The sequence below is a fragment of the Dyella dinghuensis genome, from assembly GCF_003977615.1.
Lineage (GTDB): Bacteria > Pseudomonadota > Gammaproteobacteria > Xanthomonadales > Rhodanobacteraceae > Dyella_B > Dyella_B dinghuensis.
On record NZ_RYZR01000003.1, the window covers coordinates 374,061 to 399,422 of the forward strand.

22 protein-coding genes and 1 tRNA gene are annotated in these 25,362 nt (G+C 58.3%); 6 read left to right on the forward strand and 17 right to left on the reverse strand.

The genetic code is table 11. The features are described 5' to 3' along the window. Window positions 1-8 precede the first annotated feature (8 nt). Both EKH79_RS04705 and EKH79_RS04710 read right to left on the reverse strand, forming a co-directional pair. Window positions 9-452 carry a hypothetical protein gene (locus EKH79_RS04705; protein WP_126672630.1) on the reverse strand — a complete coding sequence of 148 codons (444 nt, stop codon included), beginning with the start codon at window positions 450-452 and terminating at the stop codon, window positions 9-11. Between the two features lie 35 nt (window positions 453-487). Beyond that, window positions 488-2,698, reverse strand: coding sequence for a toll/interleukin-1 receptor domain-containing protein (locus EKH79_RS04710; protein WP_126673064.1), 2,211 nt, complete (start codon window positions 2,696-2,698; stop codon window positions 488-490). 282 nt (window positions 2,699-2,980) lie between these two features. On the opposite strand from EKH79_RS04710, the gene EKH79_RS04715 reads away from it, so the two are divergent. Then, a complete protein-coding gene (locus EKH79_RS04715) occupies window positions 2,981-4,663 on the forward strand; it encodes a DUF4231 domain-containing protein (RefSeq protein WP_126672631.1) in 1,683 nt (560 codons plus the stop codon). Between the two features lie 40 nt (window positions 4,664-4,703). Here EKH79_RS04715 and EKH79_RS04720 read toward each other — a convergent pair whose 3' ends face one another. From EKH79_RS04720 to EKH79_RS04730, 3 genes are all read right to left on the reverse strand, one after another. Then, the gene (locus EKH79_RS04720) at window positions 4,704-4,934 is read right to left on the reverse strand and encodes a hypothetical protein (protein WP_126672632.1); all 231 of its coding nucleotides are present in this window, start codon (window positions 4,932-4,934) and stop codon (window positions 4,704-4,706) included. A 138-nt stretch (window positions 4,935-5,072) separates the two neighbouring features. Continuing rightward, entirely contained in the window at window positions 5,073-5,513 is a 441-nt protein-coding gene (locus EKH79_RS04725; protein WP_199754143.1) for a MarR family winged helix-turn-helix transcriptional regulator, read from the reverse strand. Further along, entirely contained in the window at window positions 5,510-6,952 is a 1,443-nt protein-coding gene (locus EKH79_RS04730; protein ID WP_126672633.1) for an MFS transporter, read from the reverse strand. The genes EKH79_RS04725 and EKH79_RS04730 overlap by 4 nt, the downstream gene beginning before the upstream one ends. A gap of 321 nt (window positions 6,953-7,273) precedes the next feature. On the opposite strand from EKH79_RS04730, the gene EKH79_RS04735 reads away from it, so the two are divergent. Next, complete coding sequence (locus EKH79_RS04735) at window positions 7,274-7,528, forward strand: GlsB/YeaQ/YmgE family stress response membrane protein (RefSeq protein WP_126672634.1); 255 nt, start codon at window positions 7,274-7,276, stop codon at window positions 7,526-7,528. A gap of 377 nt (window positions 7,529-7,905) precedes the next feature. On the opposite strand, the gene EKH79_RS04740 is transcribed toward EKH79_RS04735, so the two are convergent. Together EKH79_RS04740 and EKH79_RS04745 are read right to left on the reverse strand one after the other, a co-directional pair. After that, window positions 7,906-9,318 (reverse strand): sensor domain-containing diguanylate cyclase, encoded by a 1,413-nt coding sequence (locus EKH79_RS04740; protein ID WP_158621201.1) that lies wholly within the window; start codon window positions 9,316-9,318, stop codon window positions 7,906-7,908. Between the two features lie 552 nt (window positions 9,319-9,870). Beyond that, window positions 9,871-10,590 (reverse strand): response regulator, encoded by a 720-nt coding sequence (locus tag EKH79_RS04745; RefSeq protein ID WP_233590185.1) that lies wholly within the window; start codon window positions 10,588-10,590, stop codon window positions 9,871-9,873. 165 nt (window positions 10,591-10,755) lie between these two features. Between EKH79_RS04745 and EKH79_RS04750 the strand changes: the two genes are divergently transcribed. From EKH79_RS04750 to EKH79_RS04760, 3 genes are all read left to right on the forward strand, one after another. Next, a complete protein-coding gene (locus EKH79_RS04750; protein ID WP_233590187.1) occupies window positions 10,756-13,626 on the forward strand; it encodes a hybrid sensor histidine kinase/response regulator in 2,871 nt (956 codons plus the stop codon). 190 nt (window positions 13,627-13,816) lie between these two features. Continuing rightward, window positions 13,817-15,469 carry a FecR family protein gene (locus EKH79_RS04755; RefSeq protein WP_126672636.1) on the forward strand — a complete coding sequence of 551 codons (1,653 nt, stop codon included), beginning with the start codon at window positions 13,817-13,819 and terminating at the stop codon, window positions 15,467-15,469. Between the two features lie 66 nt (window positions 15,470-15,535). Continuing rightward, window positions 15,536-16,669: a CHASE2 domain-containing protein gene (locus tag EKH79_RS04760; RefSeq protein ID WP_233590189.1), complete on the forward strand. Its 1,134-nt coding sequence runs from the start codon at window positions 15,536-15,538 to the stop codon at window positions 16,667-16,669. 107 nt (window positions 16,670-16,776) lie between these two features. Here the strand turns inward: EKH79_RS04760 and EKH79_RS04765 are convergent, their stop codons facing one another. From EKH79_RS04765 to EKH79_RS04810, 10 genes are all read right to left on the reverse strand, one after another. Next, window positions 16,777-17,046 carry an XAC0095 family protein gene (locus EKH79_RS04765; RefSeq protein ID WP_126672637.1) on the reverse strand — a complete coding sequence of 90 codons (270 nt, stop codon included), beginning with the start codon at window positions 17,044-17,046 and terminating at the stop codon, window positions 16,777-16,779. A 573-nt stretch (window positions 17,047-17,619) separates the two neighbouring features. Beyond that, window positions 17,620-18,318, reverse strand: a complete 699-nt coding sequence (locus tag EKH79_RS04770; protein WP_126672638.1) for a hypothetical protein — start codon at window positions 18,316-18,318, stop codon at window positions 17,620-17,622. Between the two features lie 100 nt (window positions 18,319-18,418). Beyond that, on the reverse strand, window positions 18,419-18,862 hold the full coding sequence (locus EKH79_RS04775; protein WP_126672639.1) for a nuclear transport factor 2 family protein: 444 nt from the start codon (window positions 18,860-18,862) through the stop codon (window positions 18,419-18,421). A gap of 215 nt (window positions 18,863-19,077) precedes the next feature. After that, window positions 19,078-20,988, reverse strand: coding sequence for an ATP-dependent nuclease (locus tag EKH79_RS04780; RefSeq protein ID WP_126672640.1), 1,911 nt, complete (start codon window positions 20,986-20,988; stop codon window positions 19,078-19,080). Window positions 20,989-21,006: 18 nt separating this feature from the next. After that, a complete protein-coding gene (locus tag EKH79_RS04785; RefSeq protein WP_126672641.1) occupies window positions 21,007-21,534 on the reverse strand; it encodes a GNAT family N-acetyltransferase in 528 nt (175 codons plus the stop codon). A gap of 65 nt (window positions 21,535-21,599) precedes the next feature. Then, window positions 21,600-22,064, reverse strand: a complete 465-nt coding sequence (locus tag EKH79_RS04790) for a hypothetical protein (RefSeq protein WP_126672642.1) — start codon at window positions 22,062-22,064, stop codon at window positions 21,600-21,602. A 356-nt stretch (window positions 22,065-22,420) separates the two neighbouring features. After that, a tRNA-Leu gene (locus EKH79_RS04795) sits at window positions 22,421-22,505 on the reverse strand. 16 nt (window positions 22,506-22,521) lie between these two features. Beyond that, a complete protein-coding gene (secG, locus tag EKH79_RS04800; RefSeq protein WP_126672643.1) occupies window positions 22,522-23,004 on the reverse strand; it encodes a preprotein translocase subunit SecG in 483 nt (160 codons plus the stop codon). Between the two features lie 27 nt (window positions 23,005-23,031). Then, on the reverse strand, window positions 23,032-23,781 hold the full coding sequence (gene tpiA / locus EKH79_RS04805; protein ID WP_126672644.1) for a triose-phosphate isomerase: 750 nt from the start codon (window positions 23,779-23,781) through the stop codon (window positions 23,032-23,034). 66 nt (window positions 23,782-23,847) lie between these two features. Further along, on the reverse strand, window positions 23,848-24,393 hold the full coding sequence (locus tag EKH79_RS04810) for an AAA family ATPase (RefSeq protein ID WP_126672645.1): 546 nt from the start codon (window positions 24,391-24,393) through the stop codon (window positions 23,848-23,850). A 159-nt stretch (window positions 24,394-24,552) separates the two neighbouring features. On the opposite strand from EKH79_RS04810, the gene EKH79_RS04815 reads away from it, so the two are divergent. Continuing rightward, a complete protein-coding gene (locus EKH79_RS04815; protein WP_126672646.1) occupies window positions 24,553-25,359 on the forward strand; it encodes an SDR family NAD(P)-dependent oxidoreductase in 807 nt (268 codons plus the stop codon). Window positions 25,360-25,362 lie beyond the last annotated feature (3 nt).

The window sequence follows — 25,362 nt, forward strand, 5'->3', positions numbered from 1 at the left end:
TTCCGCACCTAAGTGTTCTTGATCGACGGATTCGGGCTGTTCATCCCGCCGCAGCAGAATGTCAGCGGCACGCCGTACACCTTGCCGCCAAATCTCGCGAAAAGCTGGTACTGCCATAGACCTTCACTGCTCTTGTCGTAGTGATGGTTATGGATGGTCAACTTGGTCTTTCCGATCAAATGAAGTTTGTGAAAAATTTTTTCGCGAGGCGTTCTCACCAGCCATAGAAACCCCGGATTGTCGGCCTCATCAAGCGCACAAAATTCACCCCCACTGGCGTTACCTGTAAGCGTCCAGGTGATCGTATGCGCATGATTGGCATCTTTGATTTTTTCAAAAATCTGGTGGTGATTTCCACTGTTGACGACCAGCAGATTGTCTTCCCCGCCATCGCGAAAATCGTGTGCCAGCTCGACACTAAGCTCGATATGCTTCTCGCCGCTATTGCTCATGATGAACTCCTACCGGAGATGGGATGGATGCCGCGTCAGCGATCACGCTCGCCACTTACTGCCAGCAAGCGACTTTGAAGTGCCGTATTCACCGGGTAGTCGATGTGCTCGCGATTCAACAAGGCGATTAGCCCGGCGTCACGGTATCCGCTATTCCAGAGCAGCCTGATCAGTGGTTTCGCATCGGAAACATTGCCGAGTGCCAACGTCGCTTCGACCTGCAGCGAAAGCAGGCGTGGATCGCTACGCCCACTCGATTGCGCAGTCGCCTCTCTAACGACGTCGCGGCGTAGCTGCATGGCCACGCGTGAATCGGTACTGACATTTGCGGACAATAGCTGCGCGGTCATCGTGGCGAGCAAGGTCGCGCGATCGTGAGGTTTTTGCGCCAGCAAATGATCAAGCGTGCTCTGCGCGACCTGTACTTGCGTGCGTGCGGCCTCAATGTCTCCGACAGCAAGAAACTCAGCCGCCTGCTCCGTTTGTGCTTCGGCCAGCTCGCGTTGCAATTCCGCGTTGCTGGGTGCGATTCGCACGAGTCCCGTAAACATCGACAACGCCTGTGCGGTGAGTGCCCGCGCCGAATCAAGGTCGCCGCTGAGACGTTTCAGCCGTGCGAGCTGCTGTATGTACCGGGCGAGATCTTCACGCAGATCGTTATTGTCGGGGTTGTCCTTGATAAGGCCAGCCGCGATGTCGACGGCCTGCTGCAGATAACGGATGCCGGTGGCATCTTCCCCTGCGAGTGCGAGTGTGCGCCCGAGAATCGCGTGAACGGTAAGCATCGTGTCGCGCTGGCTGTTGTCTTTCGGATCGCGCGCCGACAATCTGGATTCGATAGCGTCGTCTGCGCTGTACTCAGCGATGGCGGTAGCAAGGTCGCCATGCAGAAGCGCGAGTTTTCCCAGGTTGTTGTGCGCGCCGCCGAGTTCCACCGCCCATTGGCTGTTGTTCGGATCGGCCGCAACCAGTTTCTTGGATAAAGCAAGCGCGCTGCCGTAAGGCACCGCGGATTCATCGAGCTGACCACGCGCCTCCATCACATGACCGATGTTGTTGTCGAGCATCTCAAGCTCAAACTGCAACGCCAGATCGTTGGGAGCGTGCTGGGCCGCGTGCGACAGGATGCTCTGCGCCTGGTCAAAAACCTTTTGTGCTGCGTCGAGCTGCCCCTGATACCAATACGTATAGCCAATGAACGACAACGTGCGCGCGTAGTGCAACTGTCTGGCCGTATCTGCAGGTGCCGACGCGGCCAGGGCGCTATCAATTTTGGCGGCGGCTTGAAACGATGTCAGGGCTTCGGGCAGATGCCCTTGCAACTGCCGCACCTTGCCGATTTTTTCGAACGCCTTCGCGCGCTGCTCGAGCGCCTGATCGGTCACGTCCTTCGTAGGCAGCGAGGCGAAATAGGCCATCGCCTTGTCGTCGACGGCCTCCATGATGTCCAGGCGTTCGACCTGATATAGCTTGTCGTTGAGATCGCCAAGCATGAAATCGACCAGGTCTTCGGCTTGTTTCTGACGGCGTTCGGCATCGATGCGCGCAACGTCGGCGGCGTGACGTGCAAACAGCGCGGCGATGGCCAGTGTGGTCGTCGCTGCCATCACGATCAGCGCCAGCGCGGTAATCGCAGTCATTCGTCGATTGCGACGTTGCAGCTCGCGTTGCCTAAGGCTATCGAAACCAATGTCGAGCATGCCGGCAATCAGTTTCAGCTTGGCTTTGCGACGACCATCTTTGCCAGCACGCGCATCCGCGGCAATGGGTTCTGTGCGCTCGGTAGTGGGTTGCCCGTTTGCATCCAGACGAAAACGCAGCGCTGATACGAAGCACTCTTCCGTTTCGCGACCGGGCACATCGCTGGCGTTGGGTTCGCCATCGACGATCAAGCAGAAAATACGTTCGCTGCGACCCAGCTGTTTGAACGCCTGTACTTCCGATTGCACCCAGCGCGAAGCCGCCGAACGTGGCGAGCAGATCACGATTAGATTCGCGGCTTGTTCCAGCGCTTCGTTGACCTTGCGCCCGAGATCGGTTGCGCTGGCCAATTCATCGCGGTCGCGGAAAATCGGTGTGAGGCGGCGCGGAATGGTACCTGCGGCCGTTTGCGTACCCACCAGGCGCGCGGGAACGCGATACGTTTCCAGTGCCTTATGCAACCAGTCGGCCCAGGCCTTGTCCTGGTGGCTGTAGCTGATGAAAGCGTGGTATCTGAAAACCGATACCACGGGGGCCTGCGTCATCACGCATTGCACTCCCGCTGGGGCCACAGCCCTCCATTGCCAGGAAATGCCCGTTTCATCCGACCGGCGATCAGGTGCCGATCCCGCCAAAGGGCTGTATCGGGAGCCCTTCTAGGGGCACCCTACCACAGAAAGTGTGACGTAGATCACATTTCGCGTGGTACCCTCCCCGGCGACAAGCCATGGGACGTCCGGGCCGGTAGCGACTGGTCTGCTGTCCGATGGACAGGGATTCCGTGCAAGGGATGGCTGACCTTTCTGCGATCTCGCTCGGAAGCGGCCATGACTCCTTTGATCATCGGCGTCACCAGCCATCGCAATATCGCCGCGTCCGAGATCGAGCCGATCCGGCAGCGCGTTCGCGATTTCTTCTCCTTGATTCAACACGAATGTCCCACCCTCCCGTTAGTGGCATTGTCTGCATTGGCCGAAGGCGGCGATCAGCTGTTTGCAACCGAGGCGCTGATAGCGGGTGCGCGATTGGTTGTGCCGCTGCCGCTGCCGAAGGATTTATATCTCGACGACTTTACCGACCCAACAGTGCTTCGCGAATTCGAAGCGTTGTGCGAGCAGGCCGAGATCATTCGATTACCGCTGCTGAAAGGCCACTCGCGCGCCGATATCGAATCGCATGGGCTGGAACGCGACCGGCAGTATGCAAAAGCCGGCGTATTTATCGCCAGTCACTGCCATATCTTGCTGACCATGTGGGATGGCAAGGATTCCGGCCGGCTTGGTGGCACGGCGCAGATTGTGAAGTATTACCTCAGCGGCGCGATGCCTGGACTGATCGAGCGGCATCGCGAGGCGCGTCATGTGATCGCCGTCGGCGATGAGCACTTGCTCTACCACATCGTCTGTTCGCGCGAAGGTGCCGATGCCACCGTCGCGCCAGGTCTTTCTACATTGCAGACGATATGGCGCACCAGCGACACGCTTTCCACTAACAGCGATACACCCGATGAATTCCGCCTGATGTTCAAGCATATGGCGGAGTTCAATGACGATTGCGAGAAGTATCGCGACGACATCGCGGATGCGGCACGCGCGCACCACGATCCTTCACCGGAAACGCCCGATAACGTCGAACACCTTTTTCGCTGCGCCGACTGGCTGGCCATCCATTTTCAGCGGCGCGTGTTGTTAGCCCTGCGCGCGACGTACACGCTTGCGGCCCTGATGGGTATCGCCTTCGCCTTCTACGCGCATCTCGCCGCGCAGAACAATCTGATCTACCTCTTTCTGCTGCTTTTTGCGATCGGCGGTTTCGTTGCCATCGTCGCCCGACGCCGCGACTGGCATCGCAAGTATCTGGATTACCGCGCTTTGGCAGAAGGTTTGCGCATTCAGTCGTACTGGCGCCGCGCTGGTATTTCGACCAGCAGCGATCATGAGTTTGCGCACGACAACTTCTTACAGCGGCAGAACATCGAGCTTGGATGGATCCGCAACGTCATGCGCACGGTTGGCTTGCACCCACCCGCCAAGCCGTTACCCGATGCACTCGCCGAAGTGATTGCGGAATGGGTCGGCGAATCGGGGAAATCGGGGCAGCTTCATTATTTCGAACGTAAGACGGTCGAACGCACGGGTTTGCATCACATCACCGAGACCATCGGCTCTATCAGCCTGTGGGGCGGCATCTCGATCAGCGTATTTCTCGCCGTGTTCGCGCTGCGGCTTCCAGAAAGCACCAAGACGATCCTGGTGCTGATCATGGCGGTGCTTTCCATCATGGCGGCCGTCCGCGAGGCCTACGCTTATCGCAAAGCGGACAAGGAGTTGATCCGGCAATATCGATTCATGCAGCGCATTTTCAGCAGTGCGCGCGCTGCGCTCGACCGCACCAGCGAACCCGCCGAACAACGCGACATTCTACGGTCACTCGGCGACGCCGCACTCACCGAACACGCCGAGTGGACATTGATGCACCGCGAACGGCAGGTGGAGCACAGCAAGTTATAGCGTCGCGACGACTGCAAAAGGCGTGGGAGTGCTTGCTGCACTAACCCCTGTTTCCGTGCAAAATCTGTTCAAGGTAATACACCACCAGTCCGCCGAACCCACACGCGCACATCTCCTGCGGTGTGCGGCCGCCAAACTCGGCGATGGTTTCTGCGCGATACCACCGGCGCACCCGGCCGCTGTCACGGTCGATCATCAAGGCCAGACGAAGGACATCGCGCCGTTGCGGCACTGCTGGCCATACGGAGCGTGTACTCTCATCACGTTTCATCTGCACTCGTGCATTACGCATGATCACTACCTACTTTCTGTTCGTGTTCAAAAACTGAAGCTCAAGCATTTAGACAGCGACAACAACGCGGTCGCCGCGCTGAAATGGTTTTCCCGCGTGGGTGCACGGAGAATGGAATCAGCCCTCGTGGCTGCTTACTCGCGCGAGAATGCGGCGAAGGTGTGCAAGGTCGGTCTTGGAAAGGTGCTGGAACGCAGGCGGCGCATCGTCGCGTACTGTGCGTTGTAACAACTCGACAAGCTCCTTGCCTGCGGACGTAAGCGACACCAGTTTTGTGCGCCGGTTGTCGGGATGGGGATTGCGTTCGACCAGTCCGCGATTTTCAAGATCGTTAATGGCGACGGTGGTGGCGGGTGCGTCGCTACTGGTGATATACGCAATCTGCGTCAAGGTCTTCGGCTCATCGAGCAGCCGCCACAGTATGCGTGCGCGGCTGAAGGGCAAACCGGTGACGTCGATGACTTTACGGCGCCACTCCCCGCGGGTTTCCCACACCAGGGCAACCATCATCTGCCAGATGCGATCGGCTTCGCTACCACTAGGTGTGCGCCCGATCACGTCGTCGCTCCAACCGTCGTTTCTTCCAGCAAGTGCGCAGCATGTCGGGTGGTGTCATGCGCCCAGCGCGTGTTGGACAACCACGCCAGCAACAACACGGTTGCGCCGCCACCGGTAATCAACCACCAGAACGGATGCGACGCCTCGGCGAAACCGTTATGGATGTGTGCACCCAGGATGGTGCCCGCGAGCGCTACGCCGAGCGACGCGCCGATCTGCCTGCTGGTGGAAGCAACCGCCGCCGCAAGACCCGCCTGCGCCTTGGGCATGCCCGACACAGCCGTGTTGGTAATCGGTGCATTCACCATGCCGAAACCAATACCAAAAATCACATACGTCAACAACAGAAATGGCAGCGGCGTCGTGGCCGTCAGCTGCGTCATCATCAGCGCGCTGACGAGCGTAGCCGTGCCGGAGGTCAGCAATGAAGGTCGTGTGCCGTGTGTGCCGACCAGCCGCCCGGAGAGTGGCGAGCAGAGAATCGTCGCCAATGCGAGCGGCAACGTGCACAAACCGGTTTGGAACGCCGACAGTCCACGCACTTCCTGCAAGTACAGCGCATTGAGAAACAGGAAGCCGGAGAATGCCGAGAAGCTGCACACCGCGATCACGGTTGCGCTGCTGAAAGGCGCACTGCGGAAGAACCGCACATCGATCAACGGTTCATGGCGGCGAGGTTCGTAGACAAGCAACGCGATCAGCGCAAACGCGGCAGCCGCGAACAGGCCAATGATCGTCGGTGAATTCCACCCAGCATGCGGGCCTTCGATCACCGCATACGTGACCATCGCCAACAGCGCAAACACGAGCAATTGCCCGATCGGATCGACGCGCCGCGGATGCGGTGCCTTGGATTCCGGAATGTAGCGCGCAGCCAGCAGCATCGCCGCAGCACCGACAGGCAGGTTCACCCAGAAGATCGAGCGCCAGCCAACGCTTTCTGTCAGCGCTCCGCCGATGACCGGACCCAGCGCCATCGATACACCAGCGACCGCCCCCCAGATGCCGATGGCGCGTGCGCGTGCTTTCGGTTCGTGGAAGGTGTTGGCAATGATCGACATGGCGACCGGATTAAGCATGGTCGCGCCTAGCGCCTGCACAACGCGAAATGCCACAAGGCCATGAATATTTGGTGCAAGACTGCACAGCAGCGAGCCCAGCATAAACAGCGCCATGCCGGTCTGGAACACACGGCGACGCCCAAACCGGTCGGCCATCGACCCGGCCAGCATCAGCAGGCTTGCCACCACCATCGTGTAGGCGTCGATCACCCACTGCAGCCCCGATATCGACGCGGCAAGATCGTGCCGGATCGACGGCAGCGCGACATTGACGATGGTGGCGTCCATCGCAACCATCAGCAGGCTGAGGCAGCAAATGCCGAGAATCAGGTTTGGATGGGCCTCAGCCCGTCTGGCGTCGCGAATAGTTGTGTTCATACAACTATTGTAGATTGACAACTATTTCCGGTCAACGGGCTGGCCGCGACTCGCGAATGACATGCTTGACCTTGCCGACGCCGATGCGCGTAAGCTGCACGCGTGCTCCCTTCGCCGTTTGAATGGTTCTGGCGACGAGGCATGACTCGGCTAGGAATTGTCTGAAGGCCATTCGTGGCCGGGGGCACTAGAGTTCCGTCGCGCGCAGGCCATTACCGGTTTTGTCGCCTGCGGAGTCGGCGGTGGTTGTGCGCGCTTTTCGTCCCTCGCCGCCGGCGATGGGGTAGTACCCACCGTTCGAACCCTTTCGGAGTAGCGTCAATGGGATCTCATGACATCATTGCTTGGCTGATTATCGGTGCCATCGCCGGCTGGCTTGCCGGCAAGCTTGTAAAAGGCAGTGGCTTCGGATTGCTGGTCGATATCATCGTCGGCATCGTCGGCGCTTTTATCGGTGGCTGGCTGGCAGGCGTGCTGGGCATCAGTCTGGGTGCAGGCTGGATCGCATCAATCATCACCGCCACGATCGGCGCGATCATCCTTATTTTTATCGTGCGCTTGTTCAAGCGAGCCTGAGCAACGCGCCGCTCGCCAGATGTAATGCACGTTGCCGTCCGCATTGGCGGGCGGCAACGTTTCGCCCAGTTCGCCCCACGTTTTGACGGCTTCGGCCAGACTGCTGCACCAACCCGTGCGCCGCTCGCACACGCATTCCAACTGGTGCCTGTCATCCATGTTTCCGAAGGTTGGCCACTCATGGCGGGCGCTTCCGTGCGCCGTGTAATGGCGTGGCTCTTTTCTACACGCCGCGCACGCAGCGAAGAGTCCCGGTGCGTGTGTCACCTGTCGTTGGAACATAGGCGAATCAGCGCCTCCGGCCGATCACAACGCGGTGCACAAGCGACGTTGCGCTAACCGTTGGCATGTATCTGTGCGGATCACCTGCGATCGCATTAAGCATTGAACAGCGCCCCTTCCACCGAATGGCTGTAGACGGTGTTGCGGCCCGCAAGCTTGGCGGCATAAAGCGCCTGGTCGGCGACGTACAAGAGCGCTTCGGCGTCGGCGAGCAGTCCCCATGACGCGGAGAATGGATCGAGCGTCGCCACGCCGATACTGAGTGTGACCCGTCCGTACTCGCTTTCCGGATGCGGCATATTCATGTCAGCGGTTGCTTCAAGCACCGACTCGGCGATCTTCACCGCACCGACCACATCGGTACCCGGCAGGATGGCGACGAACTCCTCGCCACCGTAACGCCCCACGAAATCGCCATGCCGATGCAGCACGCTCTTCAGCTGCGCCGCGACCGTGCGCAGGCACTCGTCGCCAACCAGGTGACCGTAGCGGTCGTTGTAGCGCTTGAAGAAATCCACATCGACCATCAGCAGCGATAGCGGATGCCGGTCGCGTACGGCGCGCCCGACTTCTTCGACCAGCATGCTATCGACATGACGACGATTCGCCAGGCCCGTCAGATAGTCGTGCATGGCGTAGTGCTCGAGTTGCCGATTGGTCTCGGCCAGCGCCTGTTCCGCACGTTTGCGTTCGGTGATATCCATCAGTGCCGTCGTAATACCGGTCACCTGCCCCATCAGGTTGAGCAACGGCTTGACCGACACCTGATACACCTTGCTGCGATAGATGATCTCGTGCGCCGGCACATCCACACCAGCATCCATGCATTTGAGATCTTTTCGGATGAAATCCGCCGCACCGGGCTGGAGTTCTTCCATTTTTCGCCCGACCAAGGCTTCGGATGACAGACCGTAGATCGATGCGTACGCGGTGTTGGCCGCAAGGTAACGTCCATCGCGCCCGACCAGGCATAGCGCAGCCGGCGCTGTGTCGTAGATCGCTTTCATTCGATACACGCTTTCGCTCTCCATCGGATCGAAATGCGCCACGGCGTGTGCGATGCCGTAGTAACCCTGCAGCGCGCCGTTGTCGTCGTGCATGGGCACGGCGCACGATTCGATCGCCACCGTGGTGCCGTCCGGCCGCAGGTGGTGCGAGATCGCGCCGGAATACGGCAAGCCCGCCTTCGCGTGAAGCAGACGGGAAACGCGTGCTGCTTCCTCCGGCGTCATGAAGTCGACGACGTGCTTGCCCAGAACGTCATCGCGTTCGCGGCCAAGCAAAGCCAGCAGACTCTGCGCGACGTCGGTGTAGCGATACTGTTTGTCGACCTGCCAGCGCCATTCGGGATGAGTGCGAATCAGTTGCTGCAGCCGGTCGAGTCCCTCTTTGGTCTGTACGGGAAACATCGGACGTCTCGTGATGTGCGATAACTTCGTAACGCTGTCACTGCGGCTTTGCTTCAGTGCAATGCGCTCGCGTAATGCTTGCGTCGCTGCATGGGCCATGGATTTACAACCTCCTTGCCGTACTACGCCGCCGATCACACCCACGGCTCGACCATAACGAAGGTCTTCGGCACATCGGATGAGCGACATGACCAAGACCGCCCGGGCTGCGCGCCGAGGCGGTCTTGGTCATGTCTTCCATGCTGCTTATGCAAAGCAATGCGCGTACATCGCTTGGTCACTTCCATGTGCATAGACACACCGCGTCCTGGCACTTCACGCCCGATCCCTTTCTACAACTGAATCCCAACAGGCATGTCACACAGGGGGGCTGCATGCCTGCTGCCGACGTAGACTCGCCGACACACACCCTTCCATAGGCGTACGGGAAGACCCGGATGAACATCTTTTGGGAACGGACGAATCGCCCGAAACACCGCCGATAAACACCGCTTCATGGGTAAGCAGAATGCGACCCGGCGAGGGGCGTCTGTATCGGACGATTCCTAAAAATTCGGTGCCGCATCATCCTGGCATGCACCAGGCACCGGCTTTGCAGGGGAAACCGATGATGAAGCGAGGTGTCGCGCCACGCGGTAACCCGCACAGTCGCTACAACAATCCGTACGCCCGCGCGTATTCGAATAGCTGGGTATTGCTGGTGATGCCAAGCTTGCGCATCGCATCGTTCTTCTGCTGGCTGACCGTCTTGACGCTGCGGTGAACGTGTTCGGCAATCTGCGTAACGGTAAGCCCCTGCGCATACAGCCGCACCACTTCGGCCTCACGCTGAGACAGGATCGCCGGATCGTTGCTCGCCGCCGGCTGGGACGCGTCGGCCTGCGTGCGTGAGATCACGCGGTCGCCGACGTCCTCGCGCATGCTCTCGCAGATGTACATGCGCCCATTCATTACCGCGCCGATCGCCAGCAGCAGCTCTTTCATCATCGCGACCTTGCCGACCATGCCATTGACGCCCGCGGCCAGCATGCCGCGAACCAATGCGGGGTTATGCACCATGGTGAGCACGATGATCGGCAACGCCGGGTGATCGCGACGCAACCTGCGCAGCAGCAAGAGGCCGTCGCCGGCATCGTCTTCGTAGGGCATCGAAAAATCGGTGATCAGCAAATCGCAGGGCGTGGATGCAAGCAGGGCTACCAATTCGGCACCACTGCTCGCCTCACCCACCACTTCCATATTGCCGCGGCCCTTCAGCAAGGCCTGAACGCCGAGCATCACGACGGGATGATCATCGGCGATGACGATCCGGGTGGTCGGATTGCTGTGTGATATGGCCAAGGTCGCTACAGACTCCAGAACCGGCGGCACGCATCGCGCCCCCTGTTTGGCCAGAGTCTACCCAAACGCGCTGCATTCCAGTGATTTCGCGCATCGATTGATCTTGCGCGTCAAACAGGCATGATGAACGGCGTGGCCGCCCAATTGCCGAGGCGGTCTTTCCACGCATCCGGCTGACTTGATCGAACCATTGTCGTGCACCTAGCCATCATCATTCGTGCCGCAGAAACGGGCTGGTTCGATGCTGGCCCGCTGTCCGTTTCCGTCACCGTGGCGGTGCTTGCCGGTTTGCTGAGCCTTACCGCGCTGCTGGCGTTGCTGATTCTTCGCATGGCCTTTCTGCAACGCCAAAAACTGGCGCAGGCCGAGCAGGCCTTGCACCAGCAGGCAACCGCGATGCAGGCGATGCTGGACGCGATTCCGTTTCCCATCCTGATCAAGGACACCACCTCGACCTATCGCGCGCTCAACACCGCGTGCGATCGCAGGCTGGGCATTGCGACGGCGCAGGCCATCGGACAGACAAGCTTGGGGCTGGATACGCATCGCTGGCTTCCGCTGGCTGACGGCACGCCGGTCATGCAACGCCTGCATCAGCTGGGGTTGGACGCCTTGCGCGACGACAAGGTACAACGCTGCGAACTCGACTACCTCAGTGCCGATGGCCAACAGCGCACCGGGCTATTCCTCGAATCACCCACCCACGCAGCGAACGGCGCCCTCACCGGCACGGCCGGCGTCTTGCTCGACATCACCGAATATCGCCAGATAGAACTCCAGGCCCGCGCCACCGAGCAAAGTCTGCGCGATATCACGCGGCGCATTCCGGTGGTGGTTTTTGCGGTACGCCGCGGCAACGACCGTTTGCAGCGATTGGCCTTCATCGCCGGCAACCTGCACGCGCTGTTTGGCCTGGAAACATCGGACCTGGTTGAAACGGGCGACGTACTGCGCGATTGGCCGTTCCATGATCGCGTGCATGCCGAAGATGCCCCCGCATTGCGGCGGCAGCTGCAGCACGCCAGGCGGCATATGCGCACCTCGACGCTGGATTTCCGCGCGTATGGCGCCGATGGGTTGCGCTGGATCCATCTCGTGATGGGCGCGCGCCGTCTGCCCGACCACGGCGTAGAGTGGATCGGCTATTTCATCGACACCACCAGCATCAATGCGCACAACGAAGCACTGGTGGCTGCGCGCGACGCAGCCGAACGCGCCTCCAAGGCCAAGGCGGATTTTCTTGCCACCATGAGCCACGAAATCCGCACGCCGATGAACGGCGTGATCGGCATGCTCGAATTGCTGGGCCGCACGCCGCTCGATTCAGAGCAGCACGAACTGGTGCACGCGGTCGAAGATTCGGCCGGTGTGCTGATGCAGGTGCTGAACGATGTGTTGGATTTTTCCAAACTCGAAGCGGGCAATCTTCGTCTGGACGATGCGCCGTTCGATCTGCGCACGCTGGTCGACAACGTGGTCGGCATGATGACCGGCTCGATGCACAAGAAAGGGTTGCAGATCGACGTCGGCGCCGACGCGGCACTGGCCGGAAAGCTGCTGGGCGACAGTGTGCGCATACGGCAGATCCTGCTCAATCTGCTGAACAACGCCAGCAAGTTCACGGAGCGTGGCGGCGTGGCGGTGAGTCTGCGTGTCGTCGGTGACGACGGTCATTTCCAGCGCCTACGCTTGAGCGTCACGGATACCGGCATCGGCATCGCCGCCGACAAACAAGCCAATCTCTTTACGCCGTTCTCGCAAGCCGAGTCGTGGACCACGCGCCGCTACGGCGGCACTGGCCTTGGCCTCGCGATCTGCCGCCATCTGGTGCAATTGATGGACGGCAGCATCGAACTGAGCAGCCGCCTGGGCGAAGGCACCAAGGTGGTGATCGAGTTGCGCCTGCCGATCGCCCAGCGCGATATCGAACAGGCCACCGAATTCGCCGGCCGGCACGCGATCGTGCGACTGAAAGCCATCGATACCGCCAACGCACTGGCCGCGCATTTGACCGCACTGGGTTTCACTGTCGAACAGATACCGCCGGAGCAACCGATGCGGCGCGGCATTGCGGCCAACGTGCTGTTCATTGATCCTGATGATTCGCAAAGCGCGGGGCTTATCGCGGCACAAGCGATTCTGGTCGACACGCAAGCGGGCAGCCCAAGCGGTCACCTCGACGACGAACGCATCTGGCTCAATGCCAATCCGCTGAAATGGCAAGCCGTCGTGCGGGTTTGTCTGCAAGCGCTCAGGCCGCTCAGCGCCGCAACGCACGACAGATTGCCTGCGACGGCAATCGATGCTGTTGCGAATATCGCCGCTCCCGCACCCAAAACCGGACGCATTCTCGTCGCAGAAGACCACCCCATCAGCCAATCGTTGATACGCCGCCAACTCGACCTGCTGGGCTGGTCCTGCGATGTCGTCGCGGATGGCCGCGCCGCATACGACGCGCTCTGCGCTGGCGAGTACGCGATGCTCATGACCGATTGCCACATGCCGCTGATGAACGGTTACGAGTTGGCGAAGGCGTGGCGCCTGCATGAATCAGAAGGTCGCCGCCACACTCGCCTGCCAATCATCGCGATGACGGCCAACGCCCTCGACGGCGAGATCGAACGCTGCCGCGAAGCAGGCATGGACGATCATCTGAGCAAGCCCGTGCAACTGCGCCAGCTCGAGGAAAAGATCCTGTCGTGGATGCCCCGTGCCACAACAGACCCGGCAACGGCACCGAACCACGACGACGTCTTCGCCGAACCCGGCATGCAGGAAATGCGCGCCGAGATGCTGCGGATGCTGGTCCAGACCGGCGATACGGACCTGCGCAAACTCGAACAAGCCGTGGCCGATGGCGACAGCCGTCAAGCGACGCAGGCGCTGCATCGCTTGCTGGGCGCGCTGCAACTGTTCACCGCTGACCGGGTGATCGCCGATGGACGCGCCTGGCTGGAACGTTTGAGCAGTGACGATGCCGCTCAAGCGCTTCGCGAGATGCCCGCCTATCTCAAAAACCTGCGAAACGTCCTGGTCAGGTTGGCGCAAGAAACCACCGCTTCGTGAATCAACGCCGCGGCCCTCTTTCAGCCGCATTGGTATTTGTGCTGCAACTGCATCAAAATTAGCCCCAATCCATTCGATCCACACTGGCTGACCCCCGGACCAAGGTCACCTGTCGACGATCGATCCGTGACGTAGGGGGCGTCTCGCTAGTGCGGTTTCCGCACCGCACGGGATTTCAGGGGGAAACACCATGCATCCCACCCGGAACAAGCTGCTATGGCAGCGGCTTGCCCTCATGCTTTTCATCTTGTCGATCATGCCGATGGTTTCGGCTGCGGACTGGACCTATCGCGTTCGCCTGCACGACAACATCTGGGATCTGTCCAGCCGCTATCTGAAGCCCGACGTGCCGTGGCAGAAGCTGCAGGACTACAACAAGGTCGCCGATCCGTATCACCTCCCGCCCGGCATGACACTGCATGTGCCGATCGAATGGTTGCGCGTGCAACCAGCCAACGCGCAAGTGATTGCGGTGATCGGCAACGCGCACGTACAACTGCCCGGCCAGACGCAATCCGTTCCCGTAACGACGGGCATGACGCTGGCCTACGGCGCGCACTTGAACACCGACGCCAACGCCAGCCTATCCCTGCAATTCGCCGACGGCTCGCGCGTGCTGATGCAGGACAACAGCGAGCTCGATCTCGATCAGATGAGAGCATACGGACGCACCGGCATGGTGGATACAAGGCTGCGCCTGCAACACGGCCGTGTGTCCAGCGCGGTGACACCAATGACCGGCGCCGCCGCGCATTTCAGCGTGGAAACACCCGGCACGGTCTCAAGCGTGCGCGGCACGCATTTCCGCGTGGCGGCGGATGCCGATACGTCGCAAACGGAAGTAATCACCGGACGCGTCGAAGTCGCGGGTGATCACGCGGGCGTACTCGTGCAGAAAGGACTCGGCGTCGCCGTTGCCAACGGTTCGCGCCCGACACAGGCACAACCGCTACTCGCCGCGCCCGACCTGCACTGCCCCGCGCAACCGATCAATCAACTGCCCTATGCCTTTGCGTGGGCGCCGCTCGCTGGCGCGACAAACTATCGCGTGCAGATGGCCGTCAACGATCGCTTCGAAGCCTTGCTGCTCGATCACATCACCAGCTCGCCGCAAGCGGCGTTGCCCGATGTACCGGATAGCGATTACGCCGTGCGTGTGCGTGGTATCGACGCCAGTAAACTCGAAGGCGAGGACAGCATCTGCGTGCTGCACATCAGCGGCCATCCGCAACCGCCGCTGGTGATGGAACCGCTGCCTGGCAGCAAGGTGCGCGATACGCGTCCACGTTTCCGCTGGACCGAAAACCTGCAGGCCATTTCGTATGTGTGGCAGCTCGCCAGCGATACGCAATTCACCCAGTTGCTGGATTCGGAAACGAAAGTCACCGGCGACAACGTGCGCGCCTCGCAAGCGTTACCATACGGCCGCTATTACTGGCGCATTGCCAGTCGCGACAGCAACGGAAAACAAGGGCCTTTCAGCGATCCCATGCCCTTCGATCTGGTGCCGCAACCGCCTGCGCCGGAGGTTGGCAAATCGACGTCATCACATCATCAGGTGAGCCTGGGCTGGCAGACAGGCACACCCGGTCAGCGTTATCACATCCAGTTGGATCGCGATTCCCACTTTACGCATCCGCAAGTGGATCAGACGCTGGATCAACCTGTCCTGCAAATCCAAAAGCCCGGTTCCGGCACGTGGTTCGTGCGCGTGCAGACCATCGATACGGACGGCTATGCAGGCCCCTGGGGCGAAGTGCAGAAGATCCACATCGCCTGCATCTCCTGCCGCATCGCCGCCGTCGCAGGCGGTGGCGCCGTGGTGTTGTGGATCTTGCTATAAGGATGGCATGAGGGTTACCGACAACCATTCCTGCTGCCCCCATCCATCGCGGATCGCGAGGCGCTGATGCCCAACAGCGCCTTCGCGTGGCTCGTGCGCAGCATGATGTGGATGGCCGCCACCGGCCTGCTCGTCTTGTTGCTGATCAGCGGTGTGACAACACCCGTCGACAACGCGATCTACGATCTGCACGCACGCATCTGGCGTTACACGCCAGATGACGACGTCGTCATCATAGCCATCGACGCCAAGAGCCTCGATGCAGTGGGTCGCTTCCCTTGGCCGCGCTCCGTGTACGCGCAAGTCATCGACCGTCTGACCGCCGATGGCGTGCGCGGCATCGGCATGGACGTGACCATGTCCACACCCGAGTCCGACAACCCGCACAACGATCAACTGCTCGCCGATGCCATGCGTCGCAACGGCAAGGTCGTGATGCCGGTGTTCGCCGAAGCGGTTGCCTTAGGCGGCGCATTGCAGGAAGCACTGCCGGTGCCGCCGATTGCGCAAAACGTTGCCGCGCTCGGCCAGGTCGATGTCGCCAAGGATTCGGATGAAATCGTTCGTGGCGCGTATCTGAAAGCCGGCCTGGGCAGCGCATATTGGCCGTCACTGGCGTTGGCGCTGCAACAACTCGATCACACCGCACCTACCGCCCTGCCCGGACTGCGCGATCCGCTGGACAATGATGCTTCGCCGTATCTTTGGATGCGCGACAATTATGTCCTGCTGCGCTACGCGGGCGGGGACGGCACGTTCGGCCGTCTATCCTTCACCGATGTTCTCAACGGCAACGTTCCCGCTTCCTTGCTCAAAGGACGCTGGGTGTTGATCGGTGCAACAGCGGAAGGCCTGGGCGATATTCTGCAGACGCCCGATTCGCCAATGCCCGGCGTGGAATACCAAGCCAACGTGCTGGAATCCCTGCATCGCGGCCTGCTGGTCACGCCGCTCAACTTCATCGCACAACTTGTGGTGGCGAGCGTCGCACTCGTCATCCCGCTGTTGTTGTACGGATTGCCCGGGCTACGACGCAACTGGCAATTGCTGCTGCTTTCGGCGCTGGTGGCACTCACCGTATGCGTGGTATTGCTTCGCGTTTTCTATTTGTGGTGGCCACCCACCACATGCCTATCCATCATCGGCATCGCTTTTCTAGCGTGGAGCGTGTTTATCCGAGGCCCATCGCGCGCTGTATAAACGGCAACCGCTCGCGCATTAAAAAAAGCAGAGGGGCGGAGCGCACTTTCTATCGCATATCAAAACAGAAGGTGCACCCTGATCCGTATTTCACTGTTTATCGTCAATCAATGCGCTTGTACGTGATCCATGCACGGCATGGTCTTGGCGACATCCTCCAATACATCATCAATCTGAAAACTCAGGTCGCCGAAGAGTTGGCCGATCAGGCTGCGGCGAATGAAAAGCAACGTGTCGTGATCGCCATTGGATGTGGCGGTGCCGGCGAGTTGTGCCATCAGCAGAAGCTTGTCGCGAATCGTGCACAGTTCGTCGTAGTGATCGCGGGATAGCACGAAGCTTGCCGGGTGGAACAGCTCGTGGGGTTTCTGATTCATGGACGTTTTCCATCACGTTAGGTCGCGCCACGTATTGCGCGTGGCGCGAAGGGCTTGCAGGAAAAACCCTGCACGTAGAAATGGGACTTTCTGATTTCGTTTTCTACGTTTGCCCACTATCGCTCGACGCCGCGCAGTATGAGCGGCGGTGAAGCAGGACAAATATCGGCTTGGTGGGAGCACGCATGTGCGTGCGTGCCGTATGATCGAGCATAACCATGGTCAACTTTTCCGTAGTTGGTTGTGGCCAGCGGATCGTTTGGGTGCCAGCCCAGGCGATCCGCGCTACTTCACTCATGTCGGGCGTGTCGTGCTCATCAAGCTCGGATGGGCACGCCCGACGAAAGCACCATCGCATAAATGCGACGCGATCATCTGTCAGGGGACGCGGATTGGTGTTGACGGGAAAGCTGATTGGCTGTGCTTTGACTGCTGCATCGGTTCGCGATTTCTAACCTTGATATGCAAAGACACCGGATGACCGGCATGCGCCGTTGTAAAGTGTTTCCCGCCTTCGCGGGAATGACAGATTGGCGCGGCACACTTGGAGAGTTAACCTGACCCCAGTTCTCATCAAGTCGTAGCAGACAGTTCACGTGCTGCGTATTCCTGTCCGTGAACTACAGGATCCTTAAGCGGCGGCTGATCTTCGCCGAGCTTATTGAAGGCAAGCCACGCATGCCTAGCATAGTCAGCTAAATCCGTTAGTTCCGACACCAAGAAATCTCTCTGCTGTTGTTTCTTAGGATCTGGCCATTTTGGAATTTCTTCATAAATGGCTTTGGCTTGAAGCGATAGAAAGTTAATCATCGTGTATGCCTGACCAAAAATCCTAGCCTCGTTGGCGTCAAAAATATCTATTTTCGAGAGAAGCGAATCGAGCATCGACGTGTCGTAAATAGCCAAGCGTCTGGCTAAGTTGTAGAGAGTAATTCTTGAGTCTTTTGCGAGTATCTTCCAAGCCTCGCCGTTAGATGCCAAGACGTAGATCGGATTGAGGTAAGCCGAAGCTATAGCTTGTTGCTTAAGCTTGAGTTCCCTTACTTTATCGGTGCGCTCTATGGAAGCAGAGTGGAGCGCGGCCCACGCTGCTTGAAAGGTGGCGATAGCCGCAGCAATGCCACCAATCCCCGCAAGCCAGATAGGGAATTGTTCAGTGCGGAACGGACCACAGGCGAATTGCGGTAAATGAAAAACTGCGCAACCAATCAAGATTCCAATAGCGCACGCCCCAATGTGCGTAGTTGCCCAGCGGTAAAGATAAGCTTTCATGTCGCCCCCGAGATCGTCTTACCGCTTGGTGTCATTGCGGAAAAAGGGGACGGAGGTAATTGAGCAAATCGTACTTAACTACCTCCGCCCTTTTTTTAACTCACTGACAACTTTCTTTTCTCTCGTTGTCGGACAAGCCAATGATGACCCAGCGATCCTGAAGCTTGCCCAGAGTGATCACGTCTGTCCCGCAATGATCCACGCGGCCATTGATGGTGAACGTGTAAGACGCCCACACGACCGCGAGGTTCTGGTCGACGTGTACCTGTGGATCATGGATGTGTTCGGCGATGGGGCCACTTTTGTGTGCCGCTATGGCATCGGCCAGCTTTTCAATACTCAGTCGATGCAATTCATTTTCGTGCATGCTCGTGATTTCGATATTCGGCGCGACCACGGCCAGCAAGCCGGTCCTGTCCTGTTTGCTAAGGGCCTCGAAAAAACGCAGCACCGGATCCATCACCTGGGTGTTTTGATCGGCCGCGCTACAGCTCCATGCACACCCTAGCGCGGCGGCAGCGAAGACGAATAAACGAAGGTTCATGGCAGACGTCCTTTTGCGCTCAGCTGGTCATGGGTTGGCGCAGCGTAACCCAACAAATTACCGTTGACGCAAGCAACCTCGGATGAGGTGATAAGCGTCCCACTTCGGCAACGCACACAAACTTCAAAAACAGGGGTCAAAAACAGAGGTCAGAGTGCATTTCCTGTTTTGAACCCTGCGATACGACAGAAAGTGCACTCTGAATCCAGTTTTACCTAGGGCCGGCTTTTCTTAAGAACAAATTGCTCAATTTCCCGTAAGTGCTCAACGCACTTCCAGCGCAAATCTTCTTCTTTTAGACCAGGAAATTCGAGTGCGCTTTGCATTATGGCAACTTTGTTTGTCCACAAACTCTTACCAAGTGATTTTCCATCTGCGCTCGTAATACTTTGAGACACCAGGTATTCATCTAACACCTCATCAAAGGATTCGTACTGACCAACATCGAAGTCAGTCGACCCTAGCTTTTGGTGATGGTCCTTCGACGACTTCCAGACCGATATCATGGCGTGTTTGATGGAAGCATTTGGTAGATAGTTTTCAACCTCTCTGCCTTGCGTAATCAGGAAGCAACCTGCTTCCGCCCGATCTTTGTTCATCGATGCGATTCCATCGTGCATTTTTTGCGCGCCTGTTTTCAACAATTCACGAATCGGAGTGGCGCCGGGGCCAGAGTCGCGATCCCAATCAACCAAAACAATTGGGTGTCGGCAAACGCTTAACAGATCAAAAGTCGACTCAAATTGATCATGATCTGCAACAGACAAGTAGTTGATAAGAGCTCCGCCATATTGCATGTACGTGTAATGAAATCCTTCATGCAAATTGTGGCTGCTCAAACGCGGCGTAAGCCAATGTCGATAGAACAAAAGCTCAGTAGGTCCTTCCACCCAGATTACGACATTGGCCGTGAAAAGCGTCCTGGCCGGATGAACACCTAGGATTTCGAGAGCGTCGAACGCATCGCGCCGATTGGCGATACGTTCTGCATACAATTTGACATTTGCATCGTCGAAAGCGGACGTGCAGCGAAATACTCGCCCGTCGTTATTGAAAACCGGGGCAAATTCCGGAGCGTGACTCGCTACGATGAATTGTCTCGAATCCTCAAACATCAATTCAAGCAACCTGTGTCTGCGGGTCGGATGCAAACCATTTTCGGGTTCGTCCCACAGAACAACGCAATTACTTTCATCAAGCCTTGTGACGCCATAGAACGACAACGCAACTAAAGTTCCCGCTGATGCTTTTCGATACTCTATGTCGTTGACGGTTAGGAAATTTTTACCATGTCTTTGGTAAACATCGACTTGCGCTTGAAGGACGTGCTTAAGCTTCTCTATAGCATCTAAGTATTTATCGAACTCTTTTCGCTGGGATGACTTCTGAACAAATAAATGATCGACTAGTCCTTGGATACGATCATTGTGATTTGCGTCAGTACCAATGTATCGAAACATCGGAAAGCCAATTTCTCCAAGAAGAAGATCAGCCTGTTCGCGCGTCAACTCACGACTTGGCCGTAAATCACTGAATTCAAATTCAAGTTTATTAAATTCATTAAACCGCGATTTCGCACTCTCCAAATTGCTCTGAAGAGTTGTTGCGTTCGCCCTCCATGCCTGGACTTGGCTGATCATATGCTGTGCTTGTTGGTTTTGCTGAATGCTGGCTTGGTTTTTCTTTATCTCATCTTCTATTTGACTTATCTCCGATTCAACCTTACTTAGGTTAGTCTTCGTAGGAATGGATTGCGGCGAAGACATTGAAACGCCACGGACAGTAAGCGATTCAATTAATGATGTCTTTTCGTCACACGTAATGACTACGGTGATCGGTCCTTCTTCTCCTGAAAAGATATCTGTAACCAGCTTTCCGAAAGCGGGCTCATCGTAAGTGAACGAGAGTGTCGCTTTGGAGAACCGGTACCAATCTTCGTGGTCCGGAAGCTCGTCGCAGCAAGTTCTTTTTTTAAGAATCTCGAAGGCGAGACGGATTGCGCGAAGAGTCGTACTCTTTCCACTTCCATTAGGGCCTATTAACGTGGTCACTCGTTTCAAATCAGTGAGTTCAAGTTTTTCAAAGCCTTTCAAGCCTTCGAAATTGCAGCTAGATAGCCGAAGCATTACGCCCCCAAATTTTTCTTATCCATCGATGGTGAGAAAATATCCAATAGGCGGCTCACGTACGAATAGTTGAAGCTTGTACCCGCCGCGTCGTGAAGAGTACGCGTTGCCTGAACTCGAAAAACCAAGTTTCCCAAGAGTGCGATGCATCAAAGGATTGTCAGCGCGGGAGGTGGCAAAGACACCTTCAGTGCCGGCAGAAGCAAGAAGAGCTTTTGAAATAAGCAACGAGTACTTTTTACCTCTAGCGCTAGGCAGAATGAACACCCAGCCAAGCTCGTAGGGGAAATTTGAGCTGGGTAGCGCGAAACCGGCCATTGACGCGACGCTCGAACGGTATTCGCTATTCGGCCGCTTGAGCGCGGCAACACCTACAAGACTTTCACCTTCACGGAGAAAGCTCAACCGCACGGCTGATCTAACGCGATTCTCAAGGCCTTGCTGCGTCACTTCGCCACCAGCGAGAACGAGCACCATAAAATCAGCAATCTCTGCGTCGGAGCAGTTACTTGGAGATTTGGATTCCGGCTTTCCAATGTAGTCCATGTGCCGCCTGACGCCTGAGTTAAGCGGCGGCGAAGCCGTCCGCCTTGAACGAATTGTTAGCCCGATTAACCAATCCCCAAAAGCTTAAGGCAGATTGCAATGACTGTGCTGACAACAACGCCGGCACCGAAGAGCCAATAATCTCTCCACGCGCTGCGCTTTTCGCCCGCCTCTATGAGCTCGGCGAAGTATTCCGCCGCTGGAAGCGGCACTTTCTTGAGTTGCTCGATTCTCTGCCTGGCGTCTTTCTCTTTCGATTCCAACTCCAAAAGGCTTGCCTCCAACCCCTGGACTGTTTTCTCGCGCTGACTAGCAACCTGCGCCATTTCAGCGAGAATTGCGTCGACCTTCTTCGAGGCTGCAGAAAGAGCTTCGGTAAGTTCGTTCAATTGCTCGCTGTACGATTTCCGCGGCTCGGGACGTTTGAGAACAGTCCTTAGGATTTTTTGGATGAATTCGGTTGAAGCAACGCCTCCCGCAACCATGCTCAACACCGCTGCAAGCACTGAGGTGAGCAAATCGAGATCCATGTTTTCCCCTGAGGCTAACTACCCAATAGACGGACGTGCAGGTCCGGTTATACACCTACCCACATTTGCTGAATGCAGCCCAAAAAGCACTGTGCTCTTTAAGCTTTACTCGCCCCACGTCCGGCTAACAATCAAGCGCAAAAGCTGACGTCGATTACCGGCGCTGGAGGTCCGCGCTGGGTCGGAAGCAGACCTTTTCAGAAGATAACCGCTGGTGCCTGACACGAGAAAAGCGAGAAAACGAGAAAAGGGGTCAGAGCCCTTTTTTCTACAACGCACTCTGCCGCCCATAAAAAAACCCACCTCTCGGTGGGTTTCTCTACGTTTTCGCCATGCCTACCAGCGAAAACTTCTGTTGGTGCCCAAGGGGGGACTCGAACCCCCACGACTTGCGTCGCTACCACCTCAAGGTAGTGCGTCTACCAATTCCGCCACCTGGGCAGGTGTTTTTTCGTTTTTAGTGCTTGCCGGTGGGTGCTGGCGTTGCCGCCGGAACGTCACCTTGCGTCTTGGCCGAGCCCGGCGCCGGTTGGGCGGCTGGCACGTCGCCGTTGCCTGCTGCCGGAGCGGCGGGAGCTGCTGCCGGAACGGCCGCATTGGGCTGAGCCGGGGTTGCGGGCTGCGCATTTTGCGGCTTGGCGGCGTTGTTGCCAAGGTTTGCCATCACGCCGAGATCGGCATTGGCGGCTTTGGGCTGAATCTGGCCGCCGTGCATCTTGAGGTAGATGCCCATGGCGAGGCTGAGCGCAAAGAACAGCGCCGCCAGCACCGCGGTGGAACGCGACAGGAAGTTGGCCGAACCGCGGGCGCCAAAGACCGTTGCAGAGGCGCCGGCGCCGAAGCCGGAACCTGCATCTGCACCAGCACCGCGCTGCATAAGGATCAGCACGATCATGGCCGCAGCGATCAGGATGTAGAACACACTGAAGATGACGAACATGGTGTCTCGCGTAGGGTCGGGTGTTGCTCAGTGAGCGGCGTTGCAAATGGCCAGGAAATCGGCTGCCACGAGTGAGGCGCCCCCGATCAAACCACCATCTACGTCCGGCTGCGCGAAGAGCTCTGCAGCATTGGCCGCCTTGACGCTGCCGCCATAAAGCAGCCGGGTCAGACGGGCAATCATAGCATCCTCAGGCGCGAGTTGGCTACGGATGAAGGCGTGCATCTCCTGCGCCTGCTGGGGCGTCGCGGTGCGGCCTGTACCAATGGCCCAGACCGGTTCATAGGCGATCACGGCGGTGTCGAAACTGGCGACGCCGTTCAGCGCCAGCACGGCCTGCAATTGGCGGGCGATGACGGCTTCGGTTTCGCCTGCCTCGCGCTGTTCCAGCGTCTCGCCGACGCAGAGAATGGGGGTAACGCCGGCTGCGCGCGCGGCAGCAAATTTACGGGCGATACGCTCGTCGCTTTCGCGGTGAAGGTGGCGGCGCTCTGAGTGCCCCACCAGCGTCCACTTTGCCCCCACGTCCGCGATCATCGCTGCGGAGACTTCGCCGGTATAGGCGCCCTGCCCCTCATGCTCGCTCACGTCCTGGGCGCCGAAGCCCAGACCAGACCCGACGTGCGCAGCGGCGAGTGCGGCAATGTAGGGGAACGGCGGGAACACCAGCACGTCGATACCGGCCGGCATGCCCTCCACGATCTCTTGCACGAGCCCTTCGGCCATCGAGCGGCTGCCGTGCATTTTCCAGTTACCCGCGACCAGCTTCTTGCGCATAGCAGCATCCCACCCGGCGAAAACGCGCCAGCTTAGCCAGCGGAAACGATAGGAGCAACGTTCGCCCTATTCCTGGGATGGAAGACCGTCTGAGGGAACGCGGAATGCGCCCATGTCCAGTTCTTCCTTGATGCGCGTGGCCATGCTTCGTGCATCGACGTTGTCGCTGCTCAAGACGTGGCGCGGATGGGCATCGAATAGTGCGTAGAAGTCGTGATAAGGGGCGTAATTCTCGATCTTTCCCTCCGCACGATTCGCAGCGCGCGCTTCGCATACATCCAGGTCGGGTTTCAGCACGACATAGTCCAGCGGAATGTCTTTGAGAATTTTCCGCGCGGTGGGAAGAAAGTGCGGCGGTATCGAAAAGTCGATCAGTACGGTGTAACCGCTTTTTGCGAAGGGTAAGGCTGCCGCCGTCATCGAGCGCATCAGCAACGTGAAATGCTCACGTCGATCTTTCCCGGCGGGTGTGGCGATGAAACGCCAGAACTTGTCGCCTTCGATATGCGTGAGCGGGCCGGCGAGCTGCTTTACCAACTCCTGCGCAACCGTGGTCTTGCCGGCGCCGATCGGTCCAGCCAGATAGATGACGGTACCCAAACGATCAGTCACGTCGCCTCCGCGAAAGCCAGCGGTTTACATCGGCGCATCATCCGCGTGAGTCGTGACACACTCAAGACCCATGCATCCGACACGGCCGATGGTTGAAAACGACCTGCGAACGTCTATCGTAGCCAACTTGCCTGTTCACAGCCCCAGGATCTGCCATTCATGAGCAAAGAGCGCCCTCTCAGTTTGATTACCGGTGCATCGGCTGGCATCGGCGCTGCCTTTGCACGCGCACTCGCCGCGCGCGGTCATGATCTTGTGCTGACGGCGCGCCGCACGGATCGTCTGCAAGCATTGGCTGACGATCTGCAACGTGAGCACGGTACACGTTGCACGGTGCTCACTGCCGACCTGGCTGATCCGCATGCGGTGGAGCAGTTGTGCCAGACGTTGGATCAGCAGGATTTGCACGTCGACTGGCTGATCAATAACGCGGGTTATGGCGTGCCCGGCCGCTTCGATGCGAACGATTGGCAAGTCCATGCCGATTTCATTCGTGTGCTGATGACGGCGCCGACGGAGCTGGCATGGCGTCTCATCCACGGCATGCGCAAGCGTGGTTACGGACGCATCGTCAATGTCGCATCGCTAGCCGGGCACGTACCTGGCTCGGCAGGACATACGCTCTATGCCGCGAGTAAGGCGTATCTGATCAAGTTCTCGCAGTCACTGGCGCTGGAGAATCTGGAAACCGGCGTGAACGTATCGGCATTGTGCCCCGGCTTTACGCGTTCGGAATTTCACGACGTGACGGGCACGCGCCCGCTGGTCAGCAAGATGCCGGGCTTCATGTGGCAAAACGCGGAGGATGTCGTCGAGGAAGGCATCCGGGCCGTCGAGCGCGGTGAAGCGGTGCACGTGACGGGACGCTTCAATCGTACGGTCAAAGGCCTCTTCAAATTGATGCCGGACAAGCTCGCCTTGAGGATATCGGCGAAGCAGTCGCGCCGGTATCGCGCGCAGGAATAATTC

What these genes read in the sequence shown, in the direction of transcription:
- EKH79_RS04705 (WP_126672630.1), bottom strand. Translation starts at nt 452, where the DNA reads ATGAGCAATAGCGGCGAGAAGCATATCGAGCTTAGTGTCGAGCTGGCA.
- EKH79_RS04710 (WP_126673064.1), bottom strand. Translation starts at nt 2,698, where the DNA reads ATGACGCAGGCCCCCGTGGTATCGGTTTTCAGATACCACGCTTTCATC.
- EKH79_RS04715 (WP_126672631.1), top strand. Translation starts at nt 2,981, where the DNA reads ATGACTCCTTTGATCATCGGCGTCACCAGCCATCGCAATATCGCCGCG.
- EKH79_RS04720 (WP_126672632.1), bottom strand. Translation starts at nt 4,934, where the DNA reads ATGAAACGTGATGAGAGTACACGCTCCGTATGGCCAGCAGTGCCGCAA.
- EKH79_RS04730 (WP_126672633.1), bottom strand. Translation starts at nt 6,952, where the DNA reads ATGAACACAACTATTCGCGACGCCAGACGGGCTGAGGCCCATCCAAAC.
- EKH79_RS04735 (WP_126672634.1), top strand. Translation starts at nt 7,274, where the DNA reads ATGGGATCTCATGACATCATTGCTTGGCTGATTATCGGTGCCATCGCC.
- EKH79_RS04740 (WP_158621201.1), bottom strand. Translation starts at nt 9,318, where the DNA reads ATGGCCCATGCAGCGACGCAAGCATTACGCGAGCGCATTGCACTGAAG.
- EKH79_RS04755 (WP_126672636.1), top strand. Translation starts at nt 13,817, where the DNA reads ATGCATCCCACCCGGAACAAGCTGCTATGGCAGCGGCTTGCCCTCATG.
- EKH79_RS04760 (WP_233590189.1), top strand. Translation starts at nt 15,536, where the DNA reads ATGCCCAACAGCGCCTTCGCGTGGCTCGTGCGCAGCATGATGTGGATG.
- EKH79_RS04765 (WP_126672637.1), bottom strand. Translation starts at nt 17,046, where the DNA reads ATGAATCAGAAACCCCACGAGCTGTTCCACCCGGCAAGCTTCGTGCTA.
- EKH79_RS04770 (WP_126672638.1), bottom strand. Translation starts at nt 18,318, where the DNA reads ATGAAAGCTTATCTTTACCGCTGGGCAACTACGCACATTGGGGCGTGC.
- EKH79_RS04775 (WP_126672639.1), bottom strand. Translation starts at nt 18,862, where the DNA reads ATGAACCTTCGTTTATTCGTCTTCGCTGCCGCCGCGCTAGGGTGTGCA.
- EKH79_RS04780 (WP_126672640.1), bottom strand. Translation starts at nt 20,988, where the DNA reads ATGCTTCGGCTATCTAGCTGCAATTTCGAAGGCTTGAAAGGCTTTGAA.
- EKH79_RS04785 (WP_126672641.1), bottom strand. Translation starts at nt 21,534, where the DNA reads ATGGACTACATTGGAAAGCCGGAATCCAAATCTCCAAGTAACTGCTCC.
- EKH79_RS04790 (WP_126672642.1), bottom strand. Translation starts at nt 22,064, where the DNA reads ATGGATCTCGATTTGCTCACCTCAGTGCTTGCAGCGGTGTTGAGCATG.
- secG (WP_126672643.1), bottom strand. Translation starts at nt 23,004, where the DNA reads ATGTTCGTCATCTTCAGTGTGTTCTACATCCTGATCGCTGCGGCCATG.
- tpiA (WP_126672644.1), bottom strand. Translation starts at nt 23,781, where the DNA reads ATGCGCAAGAAGCTGGTCGCGGGTAACTGGAAAATGCACGGCAGCCGC.
- EKH79_RS04815 (WP_126672646.1), top strand. Translation starts at nt 24,553, where the DNA reads ATGAGCAAAGAGCGCCCTCTCAGTTTGATTACCGGTGCATCGGCTGGC.